Origin of the sequence: Centipeda artemidis DSM 19719 (assembly GCF_000426665.1) — a bacterium.
In the GTDB taxonomy this organism is placed as follows: Bacteria; Bacillota; Negativicutes; order Selenomonadales; family Selenomonadaceae; genus Centipeda; species Centipeda artemidis.
On the sequence record NZ_AUFU01000001.1, the window covers coordinates 394340 to 418593 of the forward strand.

At 58.9% G+C, this 24254-nt stretch carries 12 protein-coding genes; 3 read left to right on the top strand and 9 right to left on the bottom strand.

The window, feature by feature from the left end; all coding sequences use genetic code 11:
- Positions 1 to 11: 11 nt before the first annotated feature.
- Together glgD and K341_RS0101840 are read right to left on the bottom strand one after the other, a co-directional pair.
- Positions 12 to 1118 carry a glucose-1-phosphate adenylyltransferase subunit GlgD gene (gene glgD, locus K341_RS0101835; RefSeq protein ID WP_026761687.1) on the bottom strand — a complete coding sequence of 369 codons (1107 nt, stop codon included), beginning with the start codon at positions 1116 to 1118 and terminating at the stop codon, positions 12 to 14.
- Between the two features lie 28 nt (positions 1119 to 1146).
- Positions 1147 to 2301: a glucose-1-phosphate adenylyltransferase gene (locus K341_RS0101840; protein WP_009657367.1), complete on the bottom strand. Its 1155-nt coding sequence runs from the start codon at positions 2299 to 2301 to the stop codon at positions 1147 to 1149.
- Between the two features lie 423 nt (positions 2302 to 2724).
- Here K341_RS0101840 and rpsT point away from each other — a divergent pair, with 423 nt between their 5' ends.
- Positions 2725 to 2991: a 30S ribosomal protein S20 gene (gene rpsT, locus K341_RS0101845; RefSeq protein ID WP_009657256.1), complete on the top strand. Its 267-nt coding sequence runs from the start codon at positions 2725 to 2727 to the stop codon at positions 2989 to 2991.
- Positions 2992 to 3129: 138 nt separating this feature from the next.
- On the opposite strand, the gene K341_RS0101850 is transcribed toward rpsT, so the two are convergent.
- From K341_RS0101850 to K341_RS0101860, 3 genes are all read right to left on the bottom strand, one after another.
- On the bottom strand, positions 3130 to 4275 hold the full coding sequence (locus tag K341_RS0101850) for an MFS transporter (RefSeq protein WP_026761688.1): 1146 nt from the start codon (positions 4273 to 4275) through the stop codon (positions 3130 to 3132).
- 148 nt (positions 4276 to 4423) lie between these two features.
- Entirely contained in the window at positions 4424 to 13867 is a 9444-nt protein-coding gene (locus tag K341_RS0101855) for a two-partner secretion domain-containing protein (protein WP_071604394.1), read from the bottom strand.
- 77 nt (positions 13868 to 13944) lie between these two features.
- Entirely contained in the window at positions 13945 to 15579 is a 1635-nt protein-coding gene (locus K341_RS0101860; protein WP_026761690.1) for a ShlB/FhaC/HecB family hemolysin secretion/activation protein, read from the bottom strand.
- Positions 15580 to 15843: 264 nt separating this feature from the next.
- Here K341_RS0101860 and K341_RS0101865 point away from each other — a divergent pair, with 264 nt between their 5' ends.
- Entirely contained in the window at positions 15844 to 17007 is a 1164-nt protein-coding gene (locus K341_RS0101865) for an MFS transporter (protein WP_026761691.1), read from the top strand.
- A gap of 85 nt (positions 17008 to 17092) precedes the next feature.
- On the opposite strand, the gene pepT is transcribed toward K341_RS0101865, so the two are convergent.
- The 3 genes from pepT to K341_RS0101880 all read right to left on the bottom strand — a co-directional run bounded on the left by pepT (position 17093) and on the right by K341_RS0101880 (position 22043).
- Entirely contained in the window at positions 17093 to 18358 is a 1266-nt protein-coding gene (gene pepT / locus K341_RS0101870) for a peptidase T (RefSeq protein WP_026761692.1), read from the bottom strand.
- A 22-nt stretch (positions 18359 to 18380) separates the two neighbouring features.
- Positions 18381 to 19946, bottom strand: a complete 1566-nt coding sequence (locus K341_RS0101875) for an AbgT family transporter (protein WP_009349681.1) — start codon at positions 19944 to 19946, stop codon at positions 18381 to 18383.
- Between the two features lie 288 nt (positions 19947 to 20234).
- Positions 20235 to 22043, bottom strand: a complete 1809-nt coding sequence (locus K341_RS0101880) for a M48 family metallopeptidase (protein WP_026761693.1) — start codon at positions 22041 to 22043, stop codon at positions 20235 to 20237.
- Positions 22044 to 22164: 121 nt separating this feature from the next.
- Here K341_RS0101880 and K341_RS0101885 point away from each other — a divergent pair, with 121 nt between their 5' ends.
- Positions 22165 to 22677, top strand: coding sequence for a nitroreductase family protein (locus tag K341_RS0101885; RefSeq protein WP_026761694.1), 513 nt, complete (start codon positions 22165 to 22167; stop codon positions 22675 to 22677).
- Between the two features lie 68 nt (positions 22678 to 22745).
- Here K341_RS0101885 and eno read toward each other — a convergent pair whose 3' ends face one another.
- Entirely contained in the window at positions 22746 to 24050 is a 1305-nt protein-coding gene (gene eno, locus K341_RS0101890) for a phosphopyruvate hydratase (protein ID WP_009349678.1), read from the bottom strand.
- Between the last annotated feature and the right edge of the window lie 204 nt (positions 24051 to 24254).

Below are 24254 nucleotides of genomic sequence, written 5' to 3' on the forward strand. Positions count from 1 at the left end.
AACATGCTGTGTTAAATCGTGATATTCTTCTTGATGACAAGGGGATACTCCTGTGCCCCCTTGAGCCATTTTTCCGCCGTGATGACGACATTCTTGTCGCAGACGACGTTCTCGACGAGCGCGCCGTCGCGGATATCGCATTTCTGCATAATGATGGAATTTTTGATCTTCACATCCTTGCCCACCTTAACCCCGCGGAACAGGATGCTGTTCTCCACTTCACCGCGCACGACGCAGCCGTTCGCAATGAGCGAGTTCGTCACCTTCGCCGTCTCCTTGTACTGCACCGGCACACCGTCCTTGATCTTCGTGTAGATGGGGCGATCTCCCATGAAGAGGCTCTCCCACACCTCCGGATCGAGAATCTCCATGTTCGCACGGTAGTAGGTGGACATCGAATCCACATGCGCCATGTAGCCGTCGTGCTCGTACGCAAACATCGTATAGTCTGCCGCCCGGCGAATGATGCCGTCGAGGACAAAGTCCTGCCCGCCGTGCTCGTAAGCATAGCGTACAATGTCGACAAAGGAGCGCTTATCCATGAGATAGATGCCCATCGACACCTTCATTCCTTGATAAGCGACGGGCTTTTCTGCAATATCGCGCACGAGCCCGTTTTCCGCCGTCTCAATGACAATGTTGTTGCCCGTATTCTCATCGATCGTCGTATGCGAGACGAGCGTAATGTCCGCGCCTGTATTCTGATGAAACCGCAGTATCTTGTCAAAGTCTATATTATAGACAAAGCTGCCGTTTGTCAGCAAAATATAGCGCGCTGACGAGTGTTCAATGAAGTCAAGATTGTGATAAAAATTCTTGAGATCTCCTTTGCGCCGCATCGCGTCCTCCTGCGAGGCAGGAAGGTAGAACAGGCCGTCGTGGCGGCGTGCCAGATCCCAATCCTTTCCCGAACGCAGATGATCGAGCACAGAACGCGGCTCGTCGGGCAGCATAATACCAACCTTGTTGATGCCGGAGTTGACCATGCTTGAGAGGGCAAAATCGATCAGACGATAGCGTCCGGCGAAGGGAATGGACTCAACGGCGCGGCGATCGGCAAGCTCTCGAATGAGGCTGCCGTCCTCCTGCAGGTTGATGAGACCCATGATACTGTTCATTGCTTTCACTCCATTCTCTTCCGAACCGTCAGCCGACGCGCTGCTGAGATGCCTCCGAAAGCACCGTCTCACCCTCGGGGATCACGGTGATCTGCGTCTCTTCACCAACGACCTGCGCGCCGGACTCGATCAGAGCGTTCTGCGCAAGGATCGTGTAGTCGACAAGCGCCCCATCCGCAACGACTGCTCCCGGCAGGAGCACGGAGTTGCGTACCACAGCACCTTTACCGACGCGCACGCCCGGGAAAATCACCGAGTTCTCGACCGTGCCGAGAATCATCGTCCCCTCGCTGATCATCGAGCGCGTGATCTTTGCGTCTCTTCCGACAAACTGCGGCGGCATGGAGGGATTGAACGAGTAGATGCGCCACTTGCCCGACAGCTCAAACGGCGGCTCGTCCTGCAGGAGATCCATATTTGCCTGCCACAGGCTCTCAATCGTCCCGACGTCCTTCCAATAACCGTTGAAGGCGTAAGAATACAGCCGCCCCTCATCGGCGAGCATCTTCGGGATGATGTCCTTGCCGAAGTCGTGGCTCGACGTCTCGCTCTTTGCATCCTCCGTCAGATACTTCGCAAGATAGTCGCGGTTGAAGATATAAATACCCATCGAGGCGAGGTTGCTCTTCGGCTTTGCCGGTTTCTCCTCAAACGCGACAATCCGTCCGCTCTCGTCCGTATTCATAATGCCGAAACGCGGCGCCTCGTCCCACGGCACTTCGAACACGCCGATCGTCGCCTGTGCCTTGCATTTCTTGTGATGCTCGAGCATCCACGCATAGTCCATCGTGTAGATGTGGTCGCCCGACAGAATGAGCACGTAGTCGGGATCCGCCATATCGATGAAATTGAGGTTCTGGTAAATCGCATCAGCCGTACCGCGATACCACTCCGCCCCCTTTTCGCGCGCATAGGGAGGCAGGACGAAAAGCCCGCCGTCGCGTTTGTCGAGATCCCACGCGCTGCCCGATCCAAGATACTGGTTCAGTTCGAGCGGCCGGTACTGCGTGAGAACGCCGACCTTTTCGATCCCCGAATTGACGCAGTTGCTCAGCGGGAAATCAATGATGCGGTACTTCCCCCCGAACGGTACCGCGGGCTTTGCGACGCGCTTTGTCAGCGCGCCAAGGCGGCTGCCTTGACCGCCTGCAAGAATCATTGCCAAGCACTCTGTTTTTTTCATAAGGTATTTCTCCCCTCACGGATACCGACCGGGCGGTATCCCCATGATATATGCTATGGCAAACCGGTCGGACTCGACGTACATCCGTCCGATACGCCGTGTTTCTAGCTCATTTACAATCGTTCTCTTCATTTTGAGTTGCAGTTTGCATATCCTCCTTCCTACCTTATTTATTATATATCTTGATAACTAAATTCGATAAATACGTCCGATTTCCTGCAAGGCTTTGTCGTACTTTCACCGTTTTTTTCAATTTATAATTGAGGGCGGTAAAATCGTCCTAAACGGATATATTTTTATTTATATGTGCATTATTTTTGTTTATTGGAATGTGAAAATTACACCTGTGGAAAAAAAGATTGCAATTTCCATACCCGTATGATAGAATAGCCGAGTACATTTTTCGTTGAGGGGGTGAACGAATTGCCGAATATCAAAGCTTCTATCCTGAGTGTAAAGTCTGATGCTAAGCGTCATGCGCGCAACGTCGCGGAGAAGACGCGCGTTCGCCGCGCCATCCGCAGTGTCAACGACGCCGTTGCTGCCGGCAATGCGGACGAGGCGAAGAACCTCCTCGTCGCAGCATACAAGTCCATCGATCAGGCGGCTGCCAACAACGTCTATCATAAGAATGCCGCAGCTCGCAAGAAGTCGCGTCTCGCCAAAAAGGTCAACGCGCTGGCACAGTAATCATAGAAAAACACCGTTTCGAATCATCGGAACGGTGTTTTTTGTTGCGCCGGACGTGATGAGGGATTTTGGCGCATCACTAGGGTTACGGCATAAGGGCGTACCTGACGCGGGATTTTGGCGTCCCCCCTCGTCACACTAGGAGATGCGTCGGAAAACATGCATACCGACACAAGCTTGAAGTAAACACAGCGCCGCCAAAATCCCAAATGCAGCCTGCAAATTCACCAGATGCGAGACAAGGCCGATTGCTGCGGGACCTGCGAGGATACCGAGGTAGCCCATCGTACTCACGGCAGAAACCGCCGCGCCGATCGGCATAACGTTCTGTTTCCCCATGAGAGAGAAAAAGACCGGAACAATATTCGCCGCCCCGATACCGATCGCAAAGAACCCCGCATAGAGGAGCGCATCGACAGGCGCGAACATGACGAGCAGGATCCCGGCGCAGGCGAGCAGCGCGCTGCCCACAGCGACCGGACGCTGTCCAAGCCGCTGCACGACGGCATCTCCAAAGAGACGCATGAGGAACATCGCCGCGGAGAACACCGAGAACCCCATGCCCGCGAGCGCGAGATCATAGCCCCGCACCGTCGTCAGATAGACACCGCTCCAATCCATCACAGCGCCCTCGCTGAGGAACGCGATGAACGCCGCGATGCCGACGAATACAATGATGCCGCGCGGCAAGGCGATTAATTTCCCACCCCCGCCGCCGTATGGGATCAGATTCCTTCCGAACAGCCCCGTAAAGAGCAGAATGATGCCCGCCGCGATTGCCGTCGATTGCATCGGCGAGAGTCCCAGAGCGCCGACCCACACGCCGTACAGCCCCGCCCCGACAAATCCGCCGATGCTCCAAAAGGCGTGCATCCCGCTCATAATGCGCCGCCCAATGCCCTGCTCGACAATGACCGCCGCAACATTGATGACGACATCCACGCAGCCCATCAGCGCCCCGAAGAGCAGAATCACCGGAACTGCAAACCAAAGCGAATCCACCGTGCAGATTGCAAGAAGCACTGCCGCATAGAGTACCGATACCACCGTCAGCACGCGGCGGCATCCAAGCCGCGACGACAGTGCTCCGGCGAGCGGCATCGTCACGAGCGATCCGATCCCAACGCACAGCAGCAGCAGACCGAGCACATCGTCGCCGATCGAGAGCCGTTCGCGCAGGAGCGGTACGAGCGGCGCCCACGACGCCGAACCAAATCCCCCGATAAAGAAAAACGCGCGCACCGCATGCGCCTGCGTATCCCCGATATTTTGATATCTCCCCATGACCGTCCCCCTTCCGAAAAACACCTGCCATTCTATCACAGAAAAAAGAAAAAGCAACGCAAAACCGCCGCACCGACATGAAAGAATCGTCGATGCGGCGGTTTTTATTTTATTATGGAAGTGAAGCGTCGGCGCATATCACGCACTGTTACTCCTCATCTTCCTCGAGAACGTTAAAGATATACACAGCCCGAATCTCTGCCGGTGTGACGCCAAGATCCTCAATCGCGGTCAGAAGTCCCGATGCAAGAACGGCACGCTCCGCGGTTTTATCCTTGTCCTTCACAATCGCAAGCGCCCTGTCGTTCTGCGGACGGAGTGTGACAATACCGTTGCCGAAGAGCACCTTGAATTCACCGCCTTGGTTGCGATAAAGGAACTGCATCGGTTCTTGGGAATCCGCACGGATTTCCTTCGGATCGGGGATATCCACTTTCTTTGAAGCGGGCTGAATCGAAAGTTTATTGGGATTGTAATTGATGGCATAGATGCCGTCAAGGTCGCGCGTCCCGCCGTTCGTGAAGAGCACGGGAATAGCTTCCGCCGTGCCGCCCAGGATATGCTCGTCGGGAATGCCGACGCGTCCGCGGTCACGCGCAAGGTCGTAGCCGAACGAACCGTCCGTACCTGTGATCAGCTCATGTGCTTCGGTCGTTGTTCCGCCCGAGACAACACGATTCTCCCATGAACCTATGTGATTTTGCAGTTCATCCGGAGGAATAAGCATCGTCCCTGTACCATTGCCCACGGTAACGCGCGACTCCGGCACACGTACGCCCGGCGCGTTCCCCCCGGCAGACGATGTGCCGCCGTCCGCTGCGCTGCGCGGCGCGTTGACCACAACGCCTGAAATGACGGCTCTCCCGCCCGGCGTATTGCTGTCGAAGCCGCGCGGTCGGATGATGAGATTCCCCGGCATATAGTTGAACCGATAATTCGCCATATTCGTCCCGCCGACATATGTTCCCGGGGCGACGCTGATCACGCCCTCATAGGTGCCAAACGGCGTATTTTCCGTCATCGACGGTGCATAGGAGGCGATGATATTAGTAATTTCGTCGCCCGACAGCAACCCGCGGCTCCCCGCCGATGTACCGCGTTCAATCGTATAGGTCGGCGTGGGATTCGGCTCATTGACATAGCGGCTTGCATTGCCCGCCGCAATTTGAACCTCACGCGGCAAGATTCTGAAACTGCCGTCTACATAAGTAATCGTATAATTGGATGCCGTGCCGCGTGTAAAGGCTGCACCGTCGATCCGTGTCCAAAGCCCCGCCGTTCCGGCATCCGTCGTCAGGGTTGCTGTAGGATCGATCATTTCCGCAACGTCGCCGACAGTGTCTCCATTGACAAGTCCCGTCGTTGCCGTCGCAGCATCGGCATTGAATTTCCCCGTACCGCCCGTATAGACAGCAGTTCCGTTATCAGCACCATAGGCGCGCGCTTTATCACCCGCACGCAGCGTGAGCGGACGCGCTGTGATGGTCAGTGTCCCCGGTGTCGATGTAACTGCATAGTCCGAGCTGTATCCGCGGCTACCGGGCGTTAGTCCAATGCCCTCAACCGTCATCGTATAGCTGCCGACATTTGTGCGCTCTGTCACTGGGTTTGCACCGTCCATTGCCCGCACCGTGTATTTGGCAAGCGTATCACCGGGAGCAAGTGTCCCCGTTGTTCCCGGGACTACCGTGTCGTTAGACGCGCCATAAACCCGCGTGCCGCTCGGAGCAGTGAAGCTGAGAGCACGCTTTGTGATCGTCAGCGTTCCCGGCTCATATTTGAACTTATAGTTGTTTGCGCGGAGATCCCCCGACACGCCAAGTGTGTAATTGCCCGCGTGAAGCGCGCCCTCTGCAAACCCGTTTGTCTTGGTCGGATCGACATTCGGCGTATAGACCACATGGGTCGAACTAATAATACCCGCTGTCGCTGCCGTCTGACCGTTGGCAAAGTTTGCAAACGTAACACCGTTATATCCGCTGTATTGTTTTGCCGTACCGTCATAGACTTTCGTATCAGCGATACCTTTCACCGTGACGGTACGCGGGACGATGCGGTAATCGACCGTGACCTTGTAGTTGAGGTCGTTCGGTCCCGTAAACGAGATCTTCTCGTTGGGATTCGTCGCATCCGAGCCGTAGGTGCGTGCGCCTGCGCGCATCGTCGTATCGATATCCGCTTTGGCAACTTCGCCTGTCGCAGTATTAATATCTGCGTTGACGTTCGTCGATGTATTAATCCCCATACCGAAGGAATGGCTGCCCGAGTCTGCACGCGTATCGTGAATTTTCTTGATTTCCACTTTATCCAGTTCGCGGCGCTTCAGATTGCCGTCATCGACGATATGGTAGCCCGAGCCGTCGTTGAAGAACGCTGAGTTCGCGTCGCCGTAGGCGCGTGAACTGTAGAGCTTGATCTCCGGCTGATAGGCATAGAACATCGCGTTCTTGCCCGCGGGGATCGTGATCGAGCCCGTCGTTCCGTAGGGCGTTCCGTATCGGCGGAATTCAAAGACAAGCCCGTCCAGTTCGTTCTCGACCGAGTCCTCGGTATGCACAACGTAACGCTGCCCCGGCGCGGTTTGAATGGCGTTTGCGCCGCCCTTGTTCTTGAATGCGCCGCCCCGCGCCTCAATAAGGACGTCGGACGTACCCGTGCCGACGATCTTGCCGCCCGGCGCGATACTCACATTGCCGCCGTTCGTATTCGTGATTTTAATCGGCGCGTCCTTGCCCGTAATCGTGCCCGCAACCGTCGTGCCGCCCTTTGTTTCGACGGCAACGCCCGTCGCGGACGTGATATTGCCGAGATTCGTGATCTCGTTCGCACCCGTGAGGTTCACGGAATGCGCGTCGACGTCGAGCGTCGGCACGGTTTTGAGGACGCCCGTCGAGGTCACATTGCCCGCCGTCTTGATGGCGACGCCGTCGGCGAGTCCTCCGGGCAGCGTCACGTTGCCGACCGAGATGTCGCCCGCGCGTTCCCCGCCGATGCGGATCTTGCGGAAGCCCTTGCCGTCCGCATTCTTCTGCAGCAGACCGGTGCCGCTGAAAATATCGGAGGGCAGAACCAGCCCCGCAGGAGAGCCGCCCCCGCCGGGCGTACCGAAGGAAATCGTCTTGCCCGGCGTATAGGTGTCGAAGGATACGTCGCCGTGCCCTGTGATCTTACTGTTCGTATGATGGAGCTGGTCCGCCTGTATGGAGACGTTGCCGTGGTGCACGCCGTCCGGATTGTCTGCGGAGATCGTCGCATTATTGAAATTGACCTCGCGGCTGCCGATGGTGTAGTCCTTGCCGTTCGTATTGATCGTGCCCGTGATGTTGACGCCGCCCGAACCGCTCGTGATTGCCTGTTGGATGTTGACGGTAAAGGGCATGTTGATCGTACCGCTCTGGTAAAGGTGTCCGCCGCCGTCCTTATCGCCGATGTTGATGACCTCATAGTCCCAGAATGCACGGTTATTTCCATTGAAATATTTCTCGAGCAAGGATAGTTTCGTGGGATCATCCGCACCGAGGCTGATATCCTGTGTGTGCGAGAGCGGCAGGATATTGAGCGCCTTCACGCCTTTCATCTTACCGTTCAGATCCATCTTGTCCGTCTTGAGCGTGAGATCGCCCGCTCCGGTATTGACCTCGCTGCCCGCCGCTGTCGTCAGATCCTTCGACTCGAGCGCAAATGCGTTGCCGTTCGTCGCGATCTTCGCCGTGCCGTCAAGCGTCATTGTGCCCGAGGTCTTGCCCGAGCGGATCGTCGTCGGGTCAATGAAGTTCAGACTGCCGCCGACCTTCACCGCGCCCGTCGCGGTCTCGCTGCCGAGGTAGACGTGCTTGAAACCGTCCTTGATTTTATTGCCGCCGAAAAGCGTCTCGGGCAGTGTCAGCCCTGCGCTCGTCGTACCGACGTTCAGGTTCGTGGTATCTGTCGCCTGCTGTACGGTGAGGTTGCCCTTGCCCTCGACCGCTTCGTTAAAGGTCATGGTGTCGGCACTGAGCACAATGTCTCCCGCCGTGCCGCCCGACTCGCCTGCCTTGATACCGCTCAGTGTGCGAGCGGTCTGCGCGGTCGGCGAGCCTGCGGGAATCGTCACCGTGCCGATGGTCAGCGCGTTCGACTTCACGTTCACGGAGAGCGCGTCCGCCGCAAGCGTGCCGATCTCGTTTGCTTGGTCGAGCATAATATTGCCGCCGAGCGCGGCGAGATTCGATGCCGTGATCTTGCCCCCCGTCTGCTGTGCCGCCGTCTTGGCATTGACGGTCAGCGCCTTGCCCGCGGCGAGCGTCAGATCCCCCGCGAAGTTGATCGTATTTGCTTGGAGTGTCACGTCTTTGCCGAGTGTGGAGCCGTTCACGTTGATCGTGCCCTGCGTGCCGTCGCCGATGCTGTAGTGCGTAAAGCCCGGTCCAAAGACCGTGCCTAACTTCGCATCGGGCAGGAGGAGATCGCCCGTCGCCGCGTTGCCGAGACCGATGCTCTTCGTGCCGTCGTAGGTACCGATGCCGAGCGTGCCCGTGCCTGTGACGGAGGGATTCGACCCGTTCGCCGCGAGGTTCGCGATGCTGTCTGTCTTGAGCGTCAGCGTGCCGCCCGCGCCGACCGCCATCCTACCCATGCCGCCCGAATTTTCGATCGATCCCGTTTTGAGGGTCACACGGCGGTTCGCGGCGACCGTGAGGCCGCCCGTCCCAATCGTGACCTTATTGCCGGAACCCGTACCGATCGCGACATGGTTGTCCACATTCACGCCGTCGATCGTGACATCGCCCGTCTGACCGTTGCCGAGGGTGAGCGCGACAAATTGATTGCCGAAGAGCTTGCCGTTGAGCTGATCTGCCGTAACGTGCAGCGCACCCGGCGTCGCCGCGGTCGAATTATCGACGACCATGCCCCTGCCGGCGGTGCGCGTCGTGATGACGAGCCCGCTCTTGCCCTCAATATTCGTCACGCCGTCGTCCGCCGCAGGCGTGTCAATATTATCCACATGCACGCGCAGTGCGCCGACAGTGTCCGCGCCCGTATTGAGCACGGCACGCGCGCCAAGATTCAGCGTCGTGCCCGTCACGTCTCCGTGCACTTCCGTGCCCGAGAGGACTTTGACCGCAGCATCGTCGCCGAGGATGACGTTGTGCGAGCGCGATTTGAGCCTGAAGTCCGCATTGTCTCCTTCGACGAGGAGCTTTGCGTTATTTTCCAGCGTAATGTCGCCGTCGGTGTTGACGGCGATCGCCGCGCCCTTGCCCTTGACGCTGACGCTCTTGCCGCTCTTGACGGTAAAGCCGCCCGTGATGATCGTTTCCGGATTCGATGGCGTCGCGGACGGATCCGAACCAACGGTAAGCTTTGTCCCCTCGCCCTCGATCGTCACGTTGTCGCGCACCTCGACTCCGAGCTTGCCTGCGGCATTCATGGACTTTTTGACCGAGCCGCCGTAGAAGTAGACATGCTTTTCACCCGCAATGTCAAAACCGCCGAAGCCCGCCAGCGTATCGTTGATCGAGCGGTAGGAGATGCGGTAGTCCGTGGTCGGCACATCCGCCGCATCGTCCTTGATGTAGATGTCCTGCGAGGCCGCCGCGCCGCGTGCCGCGACTTTTCCGTCCTTTTGCCCGATAACCTTGCCGAGACCGAGGTCGATGCCGCCTGAGAGGTCAAGATCGAGGTTCTTCACGGCAAGCGTATCGCTTGCCGTCGGGAGCGCGGCGTCGTGCGCTTTGATCTTCATGTCGGACTTGCCGTCCGCACCTGCCTTTGTCGCGCCCGTAAGCTTGACAGAGCCTGTCGTTTCGATGTCCGAGAGCTTCTTAAAGGTCGCACCCTTGATGTTGATATTGCCCGTCTGCGTATTGCCGCCGATCTTGATCTTCCCGTAATTCGCGTTGTCGATGTTCCAATCGTTTGCGCCCGTGCCGACGTTGATTGCCTGCGTCTTGTCCGCCTTTTCGAGTGTGAGCGTCTTGCCGACGTTGACCTTATTGCCAAGATCCATGTTGTCGGCTTCGAGCTGCGTATCGTCCGTGGAATTCAAGTTGCCCGCGACCGTGAGTTTCTTGCCTGTGTCCAGCTTAATATTCGTGGACTTCGTCTTGAGTCCGTCGACGTTCGCCTTCGGCGTGACCGTGCGGTTCTCCACGACCGCGACCTTCATATCCGTTTGGTTTTTGAGTTTGAGCGTGCCCTCCGTCATATCGGCGGCGATGTTGCCGATCTTGTTCGGCTGCGTGGAGAGATCCATCGCGCCCTTACCGAGAAGCAGCAGGTTCCCGACCTCAATCGGCGCGGTCTCGGTCAGCCCGTCGCCGTGCAGGGCGAGCGTATCCGCCGCCGTTCCCTGCACCGCGCCCACGACGGAGATCGCCCCGTTCGTCAAAATGCTCGTATGGGAGGGCAGGTTGCCGCTCGAAATGGCATCGATCGTCGCCGTGCCCGCGTTCGTCTTGTCGCCGATCGCGACGTTGTAGAAATTGCCCGCCTTGATCCTGCTAAATCCCGCATCCGAAACGAGCGTGCTCGTCCCGCCGACGGAAAACGCACCCGCCGTCTTGGGCTTAATCGCAAGTGTCCCCTTACCTGTCGTGTCGGCAAAGGTAACGTTGCTCCAATTCGTGATGCTGTCGGCGGTCATCGTCATCGTGCCCGCGCCAGCCGCGAGGCTTGCACCCGTGCCGAAATCAATGGCGTTGGCACTAAAAGTCGTATTCTTCCCGTTCGCGTTCGTGAGCGCGCCCGTGAATTTGACCGTCGCGCCGGATTCCACGGTCAGCGGCGCCTTCACGTCCGCCGCGCCGACGTCGATGTTGCCCGTATTCGCGTTGCCGAGGTGCACTTCGCCCGTGCCGGAGTTGATAAATCCGAAGTCCGACATGTGCACGTCGGCGGCAGCCGCGCCGACGGACATTGTCTTGCCCGCCGTCCTGGTCTCGACCGTGACCGCGCCGTTTGCACTCGAAAGCGTGCCCTGCGCTCCTGCGGGGAGCGTCAGCGCATCCGTCTTGACTTTGATTGTTCCGCCTGCGGTCGATACCTTGCTGTCCGTGCCAAAGCTGACGGCGCCGGCTTCGAGTGCGGTTGCCGCCGCCCCCGTCGATTTGACCTCGGCATTCGGGTCGAGCGTCAATGTTCCGCTCGCCTTCAGGGAGAGCGCGCCCGCGCCGTTCGTCATGCCGCGCGCGCCGACGGTGAGGCTGCCCGTCACGTCAAGACTTGCGCCGCCCGCCGAAGTCGTCAGCCCCGTATCGGCGCCGACCTTGAGATTCGTGCCGTTCTTAAGCGCGAGCCCCTTCGCCTTGCCGTCGAGCTTTCCGAGCTGATGCGTGCCCGTGAGGTTTACGGTCGCATCCGCCGCGTCGAGCACGAGCGCGTCCGCCGTGAGGACGCCCGCCCCCGTGATCGCGTTCTTCGACCCGAGTGTCAGCGCATGGCCTGCGGCATTGACCGCGCCGCCGACCGTCAGCGTGCCTGCGCCGGAATACAGCGCGAGGTCATGATCCGCCGTCACGCCGCTTACCGCGATATTTGCCGCTTGATTTGCATCGCCGACGATGTTCTTATAGAAATTCGTTATCTTGCCCGCGCTCGAGAACGTATTGCCCGCGAGCTCAAGCTCGCCTGAACCCGCGCCGAAATTGATGGTCTTCCCATCTGAGAGCGTCCAAATTTTCGCGGAACCTGTGGGGTCGGCATCTCCCGTGATCGTCCCCTGCAGATCGAGCGAATCCGTGCGCAGCTCGACGGTGCGCGTTGTGATGTTTGAACCGCCGTCGATGGAGATACCTTTTCCGCTTCCCGACTTGCCGATGATCGTGACCTTGCCCGTTCCGGTTTGAATCTGCGTACCGGAGAGCTTCACGCCCGCGTCCGCCGTTGTCGTACTGCCCGCCATCTCGACCGTGCCGCCTGTGCCGCCGCCATCGCGTGTATCAATCACAGCGTTGTCAATATCCACGCCGGATGTCCCCATATTTGGTGAATTGGCAAATCCGATACGATTCTCTACAACGCCTCCGCGGATCTTAAGGTCACCGCCGAATGTCTTGAGCTGCTTGCCATTTGCGATGCTGAAGTTGCCCCCGCCCAAATGGTTCGTATCGGATATAATGTCGAGATCAAGCTTCCCTGCCGCAGAAGTGATGTCGGCATTCAATGCAATACTTCCCGTCGCCTTCAGCGTCAGTGTTGCGTCGCCGCCCGACGTCTTCGTGATGTTGTCCTGCACGGTCAAGCTGTAGTCATTAGCTCCGTTATCGCCGCCTGCCGTCTGTACCGTTACCGACGTCCCGCCGCTCAGCGTACTGCTGACGCGCTGCGCATCGGTAAGCGAATCCGTTTCCGTTTCACTCCCCGTAAGGTTGCGTACAACAAGGTTGCCCGGATCAATCAGCCATTCGCCCGCTTTGCCGCGCTCCGAGGAGGCGTTCACATCGCCCGTGATATAAACGCTGCGCCCCGAGGTCTCGATTTTGCCGCCCGCGCCTGTGCCTTTCCCACGCGCAGAGATCGCGCCGCGGAAGTCCGTGCGCCCGTCTGACCATACGGCGACGGTGCCGCCCGTGCCGCCGTCCGCCTGCGCGTCGGCATGCACCTCTGCGCCCTGCACGATGTTCACATTCCGTGCGTGTGCGAGGTCGCCCGAGCCCTGCCAACCGCCGCCGATCTCAATATGTCCGCCCGATGCGCCGCCCGCGTCCGTACGGCTTCCCGCGCCAAGGCGCACCTCTCCCGCAGTCATGCGGATCGTACCCGTCCTGCCGTTCACACTGCCCGCACGCACGATGCCGTCCTGATTGACGACGGAACTCGTGAGCGCGTCACCCGCCGCCGCGGACATAAAGACGAGACCGCCGTCCGCCTCGACGAGCCCCTTGTTCTCGACGACCTGCGCGAGCGCTGCTTCCCCGGGGATAACGCCGACCTTGCCGTCGCCGTTGAAGTCGAGCGTCACCGCTTCCCCCGCAGCGAGCGCGACCGTCCCTTTGCGCGCGACAATGACGCCCTCGTTGCGGACATCCCGGCCGAGGAGAGCGATTGTTCCTTCATTCTGCGCGATAAGCGAGCCGCGGTTGATGACCTTCCCGTCCGACGCGCCGAGGAAGGCGTAGCGTCCCGCCATAAAGTCGGCGTTCGTGATGTTCATCGTGGACGCGGCGAGCGAGCCGACGTCGACATGTGCGCCCGGGGCAAAGAGAACGCCCGTAGGGTTGACGAGGAACACGCGCCCGTTCGCCTGCAGCGTGCCGAAGATCTCGGACGGGTTCCCACCGAGGACGCGGTTGAGCAGCGCCGCCTGTGCGTTCGGCTGAAGGATATTGACGCGCTCACCCGCGCCGATGTTAAACGAGTTCCAGTTGATGACGGCATTCTGAGTCGCCTGCGTGATCGCCATCTCCGCGGCGTGCTGCGCAATCTCTGCGGCGCCCGCAGCGACCTCACCGCCCTGGGGCAGTGCAAGGGCGTGTCCGCTTCCCACGAGCATAAATGCCCCCGCCGTGACCGCACCGATGCCGCCGCCGAGGTGCCGGCGAATCCGATCCTGTAGTGTCACCAAAAAAGTATTTCGTTTTTCAGCCCGACGACGTGTTCTTTGGATACGCATAACATTTCCCCCATTGATGCCAAGCTGCGGATATCCCCCCGGACGCCGCATATTTCCCCACGATATGATATTACGAATCAATAAAATTTATAGAGTTGGAACCAGAACCGTCCGCCGATGTCGCGCTCAGAGAGTGCACGCGCGCCGCCGATGCGCCGCGCGTAGTGCAGGTGCGCCACCCAGTTCGCCTCATTGCTCCAGTTCACGCCGATGCCCGCCCCATATAAACTCCGTCCGTTCGGCTGTCCCGCGGGCGCACCGTTATGATAACTGTCCACATGCCCGCCGTCAGCGAAAGCGATGAGCTGCCAGATATTTTTATCCCCCTCGCCCGTAGGCAGGTTCCAACGCAGCTCGGACGTCCACATCCAACCGTCGTCGCCCGACGCTTCGCCGAGCGGATAGGCACGCACGCCGTAGGGACCGCCAAGTGACATTTTCTCCGATGCGTCGAGGTTCTTCTCCGCCCATTGGCGGCTGTAGCTGAGGTAGAGCGCAAGCCGATCGCGCACGTTCTGCAGGCGCGTAAGCGAGAGATTGTACTTGCCGAAATGCCCGCCCGTCCGCGCAGTCATGCGGTCGGCGAGGCGCTGCATCTCATCGTCAAATCGAATATCGCCGTGCGTGTAGTTCAGAGCGAAGGTACTGCGCCCGCCCGTCCAAAAGCTGTCGATGCTGTCGCCGTTGATGCCGAAGACCCAGTTGCTTGCCTTTTTCGGGTTCTTGTAGAACATGCTCGACGCACTCTCGTCCAGATCCTTCCAATCGTGCCGCACCGTTCCGTAGAGGTTGAAGTTGCGGCTGCGGCGGAAGTTGTGCTGCCACCAAACGCTGAGCGTTTCGGCAGAACCGATATATCCAAGTGCCGCGAATGCGCCGCCAAGCGTATAATGCGAGCGCGCGTAGCTGATGCCGAGCTTCTCCCCCTGCTTTGCAACAGGAGTCACATAGGAGACCGAGCCCGACCACATGTCGCCGTTGCTCCGGACGCCGCCGATGGAGAAGAGGTCGCCCTGCCGGAACGGGCTCGCGTAGTTGAAGAATGCGCTGTACTGGTAACGTCCCGTATAGCGATACCCGCCGTTGTCGATGCCGACGTACCCCCACATGCGGTTGCCCTTGGGCTTCACATTTACGACAAGATCGGTCGTGCCCTGCCTGCTCCCCGCCTTCAGCTGTGTGCGCGCCTCAACGCGCGAGAGGTCACTCGTCAGCCACACGCCGCGGTTCAGCGGTTCTTTTTTCACCGCATCGCCGGTCGTGACGCCAATCTCGCGGCGAATTGCGTGATCTGTTAGGTAAGAAGTATTATTAATGATAATGGTATCGTAGTGCCCCGGAACGATGCGCATCTCGACAACGCCGCGTTCAAAGCGCTGCGGCGGCACATAGGCGAACGCGACAAAGTGTCCCTGCAAGCGCAGATATTTCGTCACTTCCTGCGCCGCGCTGTCAAGCTCTTCCGGCGTCATACAGCGATGTCGATGCATGACGAGGATTTTTTGCAGTTCCTCCTCCGGTACAGGATTCTCGCCGATAAATGTATAGCGGCTCACCCAAATGCCGGACTTCTGCGGGCTTGCCGTCTCCGCGAACGGCTCCTCCGCCGCCGCGGCGACTGTTCCCCACAATGCGGACAGACCGCATCCTGCGGCGAGCGCCGCACACAAGTATTTCCGTATCTTCTTTCCGCCGCTCCCCATGTAACACATCGGCGTATTCCTCCCTGTTTGGATAAGTCCCCCCGGACTTATTTCCCATAAATCATTATCGAAAAAATACCGTTTATCTTCACTGTATCCCTCAATGATAAGATCAACGGCGTTTTGTTACTTGTATTTAATAACATTTTTCTTTTATTTTCATGAGAATATCATCTCATACGAAGAATTATGCAGTCATTTTTATGTGCGGCTTTACAGACAACTGCAGTCGTAGTATATTGGATCCGGGAATCGGAACGGGGGAAGGCATACATGAATACACAACCGCGTGAACCATTATGGACGAAGGAATTTCTCGGGATCAGTCTGAGCAATTTCCTCCTCTACATCGCGCAGTATGCGATGATCGCGGCGCTGCCCATCGTCATTATGACTGAATACGGCCGCGGCGAGGTGGAGGCGGGGCTTGCGATGACATTTTTCCAAATCGGTACGATCAGCGCGCGGCCGTTCGCGGGACTCGTCATCGACGCGGTGAACAAGCGAAAACTCATGCACACCGTACTCCTCGCGTTCTTCTTCGTAATGGCGGCGTTTGTCTTTGCCGCATCGCTGTCGGCGATCTACGGCCTGCGGCTGCTGCACGGCGTGATCTTCGCTGTGTCAACGACAACGGCGGCGACGCTCGCGGCAATGATGCTCCCGGCGGTGCGCAAGGGCGAGGGCATCGGTTATTTCGCCCTCTCGACGAATCTCGCCATGGTTGTGGGGCCGCTCGTAGGTCTGCTGCTGCTCGCGTATTTTTCCGATGCGACGCTCTTTGCCCTGCTCGCAGCGCTCGCCGCCTGTGCGATCGCGGCGAGTTCATTCCGTCTGCCGGATGAAATCATCCTGCCGCAGGGGCAAACGCGGAAGCTCTCTGTCGAAACATTCATCGAACGAAAAGCCCTTGCACCCGCCGCCGTCGCGGGCATTACGTTCTTCGCCTACGGAAGCGTGCTCACCTTCATCCCGCTCTATGCGCGCTCGCTCGGGCTCGCGGAGGAGACAAGTCTCTTTTACGCGTGCTATGCGGGCGCGATCGTCGTGACGCGCCCCTTCGTGGGGCGCATCTTTGACCGCAAGGGTGCGGACTATGTGGTCTATCCGGGGCTGCTGCTCTTTGCGATCGGTCTCTTCTGTCTCGGACATGCATCGGACATACTGTCTCTGCTCGGGGCGGCAGTGCTCCTCGGCATGGGGTTCGGCGCGGCGACGCCCGCATTCCAGACGCTCGCGGTGCGCAGCGCGCCGCCCGCACGCGCAGGCGTTGCAACGGCGACCTATTTTTGGTCACTCGACATCAGCGTCGGACTCGCCGCGGCAGGGCTCGGCATTGTCGCCGTCACCTGCGGTTTTCCCTCCACCTACGGCGTCGTCGATGTCGCCGTCGTCGCGTGTGCGGCTCTGTGCTATGCATGGTGGCGGCGCGGCTGATTGAAAAAAAGGCTGCTGCACGCGTGCTAAAATGCATTCATGCAGCAACCTTTTTACAATATCAGAAGTTCTTTCGCTTCGCCGACTATTGCGCCTTTTCACACGCCAGTGCAATCAGCTCCATCGTCACCTCATACGATTTGCGCAGCGAGGGGATCGGGAGGAACTCGCAGTTCGAGTGGAAATTCAGCGCGCCTGTGAAATAATTCGGCGTCAGAATGCCCTTTGTCGATATGAAGGAGCCGTCCGTGCCGCCGCGCATGGCGATGGTCTTAGGTATGATGCCGAGCCGCTTCATCGCTTCGTAAAGGTTGTCGATGGCGCTGCGGTTCGCGTCCGTTACGGCGTCCGCGATATTGCCGTAAGTATCCTCCATCGTGTACGTCACACGCGCGCGCGGCTCACTCTTTTGCAGCTTTTCGATATTTTCGAGGATGAGCCGCTTGCGTCCTTCGTAGCGCGCCTTATCGTGGTCGCGGATGTTCAGTTCGACGACCGCCGTGCTCGGATTGGAGCGGATGGTCTGACACCAGATATATCCCTCCGTGCCCTCGGTACATTCGGGCGTTTCTTTCCGGTCGAAGAGATTGACGAAATCGACGGCGAGCAGGGTCGGATTGACGAGGACGCCCTTCGCGCTCATCGGGTGCGCGGTCACACCTTGGATGGTCACGGCCGCACTGCCGGCGTTGAACGTCTCGTAAACGACCTCGCCGAGGGCGCAGCAGTCGATCGTATAGGCGTAGGCGACGGGGAACTTCGCAAAGTCCATATTCTTCGAGCCCCAGAGGCCGCATTCCTCGTCGGGGACGAAGGAGACGTAGATGTCGCCGTGCGGGATGGACGCATCGCCCGCAAGCGTTGCGAGCGCGGTCATGACGTTCGCGACGGCCGCCTTGTTGTCGGCGCCGAGGACGCTCGTGCCGTCGGTGACGATGAGCTCCTGCCCAACGTACGGCGCGAGCTCCGGATGCTCCGCCGCGCGCATGACGATGTTTTCTTTCTCGTTCAGTACAATATCGCCGCCCTCGTAGCGCACGCGGCGCGGCTTTACGACGGGGCTGAGCGAGACGTCGACCGTATCCATATGCGCGCAGAACCCGACGGCGGGAACGTGCGGCGCGCCTGTGGGCAGATTCGCGGGGAGATATCCCGTGAGGACGCATTTATCGCTCAGCGAGACATCCGCCATGCCGAGCGCATTCAGTTCCTCTTGGAGGAGATGTGCCATATCCCATTGGCTCTCGGTGCTCGGCACCTTTACGCCGCCGTTGGCCTCGCTCTGCGACGGCACCTTGACGTAGCGGAGAAAGCGTTTGACGAGTTCTTCTTCTGTTTCATGGTCGGTCATCGGAATCTCCTTTCAATCTGCGTTAAAACATGACGCGCGGATAGACATAGTCGGCTTGGAACCCGAGCGGGATGTTCAGCCACCAGAAGAGGTAGAGCATAATCGTCAGCGTGACGAGGAGGGTCGCCGTGTACGGCAGCATGAGCGAGCTGAGCGTGCCGACGCCCGTCGCCTTATAGTATTTCTGACAGTAGACGATGATGAGCGGGTAGAACGCGAACATCGGCGTGCAGACGTTGACGGCGGAGTCGCTGACGCGGAACGCCGCCTGCGTCAGTTCCGGCGCGATGCCGACGGCCATGAGCATCGGCACGAAGATAGGCGCGAGAATGGCCCACTTCGCCGACGCCGAGGTGATGATGAGGTTCAGCATACCGACGAAGAGGATGATGCCGAAGATTGTGACCTGCGGCGGCAGTGCGAGCGACTTCAGGAACTCCGCGCCCGCGATGGCAATCAGCGCGCCGATGCCGGACGCGCCGAACACATACATGAACTGTGCGGCGAAGAAGTAGAACACGATGAGCTGAATGAGCGTCTTCGTAATCTCCTCCATCGAATGCGTGAAATCCTTGGAACTGCGGAAATTGCCGCTGATGATGCCGTAGACGACGCCGACCGCCGCCGCGAGCAGGAAGATGATGGCGACGATGGACTGCATGACGGGCGCCTTAAAGCTCGCGATATTGCCCGCCGGGTCGCGCAGGATGGAATCCTCGGGCAGGAGGGCGAGGACGAGCCCGACGAGGAGCAGCACGAGGAACACGCTCGCGATATAGAACGCGCGGTTCTCGCGCGGCGTGACGGAGAGGTCCTGCGCGGGGACGTCGATGTCCGCGTCCACGGGGCAGGCCTTGCGGCACCACGGTTCGACGACTTTTTCCGTGACCCACCAGCAGCCCGCGATGACGATGAACGTCGAGCCGAGCGCGTAGAAGTAGTTGCAGAGAACGTTGACCTCATAGGTCGGGTCGATGATCTGCGCCGCCATCTGCGTGAACCCTTGAATGACGGGGTCAATCGCCGACGGCGTGTAGTTGGCGGCGAAGGCGCCCGCGATGCCCGCGAAGGAGGCGCCGATGCCCGCGAGCGGATGCTTGCCCGAAGCATAGAACATGTACGCGGCGATGGGGATGATAATCATATAGCCCGAGTCCGGCGCGAGGTGGCTCGCCATGCCGACGAGGATGACGATGGGCGTGATGAGGCGTTTCGGCGTGACGGCGAGGATTTTCTTGAGCCCCGTATTGATGTAGCCGGAGCCGTCCGCGATGCCGATGCCAAGCGTCGCCACGATGACCATGCCGAGCGGCGGGAATCCCGTGTAGTTCGTCACCATCTTCGTGAGCAACGTGACGAGCGCGGCGGGGTCCAGCATATTATTGACCGCAATCGGTTCGTGCGTCGAGGGATGGATGTAGTCGAAATGCATCTGCGATAGGATTGCGGATAAAATGCAGGTGATGACGAAGGCGCAGATGAACAACATTGTGATGTCGGGGATGCGGTTGCCCATGCGCTCGATCCATCCAAGGATGCCGCCGACCTCTTGTTTTGGCGGCGGGGATTTCGGCAGTTCTTTTGTCATAACGATTCCTCCTGACTGCGGACTTCATCTTATTGTGTAAGACAACAAAGAAGTCGTATGGTTACAATGAATGCACAATAATTTTATTATTTCGATATATTTTGCAAAAAACCTTTTATTGTATATGTATTTTATATGCCGGAATATATAACCGCGCAGCACAGAGCTCCCATACGAGGTGTACCGATAATGAGGTGCGACAGCTCTGCAGCTCTGTGCAGACATCATCCGATAAAAAAGCTGCTGCACGGCGTTTCATATGCGCGTGCAGCAGCCCTTTTCGAATGCTCAGGATTTTATTTTGCTTTCCTTTTTATTTTTCTCCCGCAGCGCCTTTTCCCGTTCTTCGCGCGCTTGTTTCTGCTCCTTTATGCGTTTATCGTATGCTTTCTTGTCAATGTCCTTCAAGTATGTGTCCGGAATACGCGCAACGGCACGCGGCTCGACCTCGTAGAGTTTCTTGAAATACGTCTGTGCCTGCGCGGTATCCTCCATCTCGTCATAAAGTTCCCCCGCTATGAGGTAGGCATACGGGCTCTTCGCGTCCACTTCCATTGCCTTCATGCAGTCGGCGAGCGCGCCCTCGCGGTCGCCGAGCGTGCGGCGCACATCCGCGCGGTTCACCCATGTGAGGACGTTCTTCCCGCCCTCGGCGACGCCCCGATCGGCATCTTGGAGCGCAGCGGCAGCATCGCCGCGCGCGGCATAGGCGCGAGCGCGGATCACATAGCTGAGCGCACGGTCGTTGTCGTTGGGGGAAGCAAAAATGCGATCCATGAGGACAAGAGCACGTTCCGTATCGCCGTAGTCGCTGTACGCGTCGCTGTTCTCGCGCATCTTCGTAATCGCCTTGGCATCCGCCGCCTCCACCGCCGCGCGTTCCTTCGCCCGGGCATCTGCACGCGACTGTTCCTCGGCACGCAGCTTCTCCCGTGCACCGCTCGCCGCCTCGCCCGCATACGCTGCCTGCACGAGGTCACGCAGCTGTCCGCCCGTATGCAACGTCTTCAAAAAATAGTAAAGCAGCTCGTTCACACGCGCGTCGCCGCGCAGCGTCGCGCCGCCGTCCCGCGTGAGGGCGAGCCCCCAATCCTCCGCCGCATCGAAGTCATGAAAGGCACGCGCGAGCGCTCCTGCGGCAAGGTATGCGTTCTCGGGGCTGTTGTCGTAGTTCTCGTCCGTCCACGTTACGGTAAAGAGCGGCGTCCCGTCGATGCAGACCGTTTTGCGGTCTTTGACCGTAACGTGCCCCGCACTGTAGTCGGTCATATACTGCGCGAGACGGTTTTCGCGCTTTTCCGTCGCGGGATGATCAGAGAAATCATCCTGCGGCAGATCTTTCTGCGTCGGATCTTGGTACTCCTGCAGCTCCTGCGTCTCGTAGGTGAGATAATAGCCCATACGTGCCATTGCCGCCGCGCCGCCGCCGGGATTGAACCCCGCGCTCGTCATGATGCGGAAGCCCCCCTCGTCCGCCTCGTACTCCGTAGGGAGCGTAACATTCTTGGCAATCGAATAGTTGACAAGTGCATTCATCTTTCCCCAGTCCATGAGTCCCGTGTTCATGTTGAGGAACGCCATGCCGTAGTACTGTGCCGCCGCCTTTGCATAGTTATGCGCGCTGTGCTGTCGGAGCCCGTGCGTCATCTCATGCCCGAGAACGGCGGCAAGCTCGTCCACGTTCCCGTTCAGCCCATGAACGAGTCCACGGTTGATGGTCACGTAGTCGGTCGGATAGCACGCCGCATTAAAGACCGGACTGTCTGTCAGCGCCCATGTAAAGGGCAGGGAGTTCGCGCGCAGCACATAGTCGCCGTCCTTGACCAGCCGCTCCATGATGCTGTCCACGAGACGGATGTCATTCTCGTTCTTGGCACGCCCCTGCTCCTCGAGATCCTGCCGTTTGCTCGTCACTTGCGCCTGAACGTCGTTGCCCATCGCAAGCACGGCGGCGAGCGACGATTTATACGCACCGAACACGCCGAGCGCCTGCGCCGCGATTGCCCATGCGTCGATTGCCTGCGCGCGCGGCATCGGGAGGAGTATCCCTGCCGCAAGGACGGCGGCTGCGAGCACCGCAGAGAGTTTCTTCCGCATATTGCACCTCATTCCCCATGTGATGATATGTGCAGAATAGCATCCTTTTCTTATTTTCTGCTGAAAAAGGTTTTCGACCTGTGATATAATGGACATATCCGGTAAAGAAGGAGGTCATACCATGGAATTTAACGAACTCATCAAGGAGCGGTTCTCCTGCCGCGCGCTCTCGGACAGAGCAATTCCCCGCGACGTGACGGAACGCATCTTCGAGGCGGCGCGGCTCGCGCCCACGGCAGTCAACAAGCAGCCGTTCAAAGTCTGGGCGGTAGAGAGCCCGGAGGCCTGTGCCAAACTCGCGGAGACGACGAAATTCACCTTCGGCGCGGGGCTCTTCCTCGTTGTCGGCGGCAAGCCGGGCGAGGCATGGATACGGCAGTACGACGCACGCAATTTCGCCGACGTGGACGCCGCCATCGTCGCAACGCATATCATGCTCGCCATTCACAACGAGGGGCTCGGCTCGACATGGGTCGGTCATTTTGACGCGCCGAAACTCAAGGAGTTCTTCCCCGAGATGGCGGACTATGACCTCATCGCGATCTTCCCCGTCGGCTATCCGGCGGAAAACGGCGTCCCCTCGCCGCGTCACGAGGTGCGTAAGGAGATGTCGGAGATTGTAACAGTCCTATGAAGATACGCGCACCCCACAAGAAAAACCACCGCCGCAGCGGTGGTTTTTCTATTGTCCTAAAGGGACTCTTACTTCATGAAGCTGAATGCGCGCTTGCCCGGATAAACGGCGCTCGCGCCAAGTTCTTCCTCGATGCGCAGGAGCTGGTTGTACTTCGCGACGCGCTCGGAGCGCGACGGTGCGCCCGTCTTGATCTGTGCCGTGTTGAGTGCAACGGCGAGATCCGCGATCGTCGTGTCCTCGGTTTCGCCCGAACGATGGGAGGTGACGGCGGTATAGCCCGCTTTGTGCGCCATCTTGATCGCCTCGAGCGTCTCGGAGACAGAGCCGATCTGATTGAGCTTGATGAGGATGGAGTTTGCAGCGCCGATCTCGATGCCCTTCTTCAGACGCTCCGTGTTCGTAACGAAGAGGTCGTCGCCGACAAGCTGCACCTTGTGTCCGAGAGCCTTCGTCATCGCCTTCCAGCCGTCCCAGTCCTCTTCGTCGAGCCCATCCTCGATGGAGTAGATCGGGAACTGGTTGACGAGCGATTCCCAATGCTTGATGAGTTCGTCGGATGTGAACTTCTTGCCGGATTTCGGCTGATGGTAGAAGCCCTTGCCCTTTTCTTTGTCCTTCCACTCGGAGGATGCCGCGTCCATCGCGAGCACGAAGTCCTCGCCCGGCTTATAGCCTGCCGCCTCGATCGCCTTGAGGATGTGCTCGATCGTATCCTCGTCGGAGTCAAGGTCGGGCGCAAAGCCGCCCTCGTCGCCGACCGCCGTGGTCTTGCCTTCCTTCTTGAGGAGGGACTGGAGCGCGTGGAACACCTCGGTCGACCAGCGGAGCGCCTCGCGGAACGTGGGCGCGCCTGCGGGCATGATCATGAATTCCTGCGTGTCCACGGAGTTCGTCGCATGTGCGCCGCCGTTGAGGATGTTCATCATCGGCACGGGCAGGACATTCGCCTGAAGTCCGCCGAAGAAGCGATAGAGAGGAATGCCCTCGGACTTCGCCGCCGCATCGGATGCCGCAATGGAGACCGCGAGGATTGCATTCGCGCCGAGGTTCGATTTATCTTTCGTGCCGTCCACGTCGAACATCGCCTGATCCACGGCGTAGATGTCCGCCGCCTCAAGTCCCTCAAGGGCGGGGCCGATCTTTTCGTTGACGTTCTCGACGGCTTTGGAAACGCCCTTGCCGCCGTATTTCGACTTGTCGCCGTCGCGCAGTTCGAGCGCTTCGAACTCGCCCGTGGACGCACCGGAGGGAGATGCGCCGCGTCCGATCGTACCGTCGAAGAGAACGACTTCCGCCTCGACCGTCGGATTGCCGCGCGAATCAATGATCTCACGTCCGATGACCTGAGCGATTCTTAAGTAATCATTCATGAATATTCCTCCTCCATCACCAAAGAAGGGATGCCTCCCTCCGGGAAACGCTCTTTCCGGGTGCGTTTCCACTTGATAACCCTTATCTTACATTATACGATTCTTTCACACAAAAAGCAACGCAATCGGGTGTTATATTTTAGAGAGGATGTGCCGGTTCTTACATAGAATTGTTTCAATTCTCCGGCTTTCTGCTGCCCCACT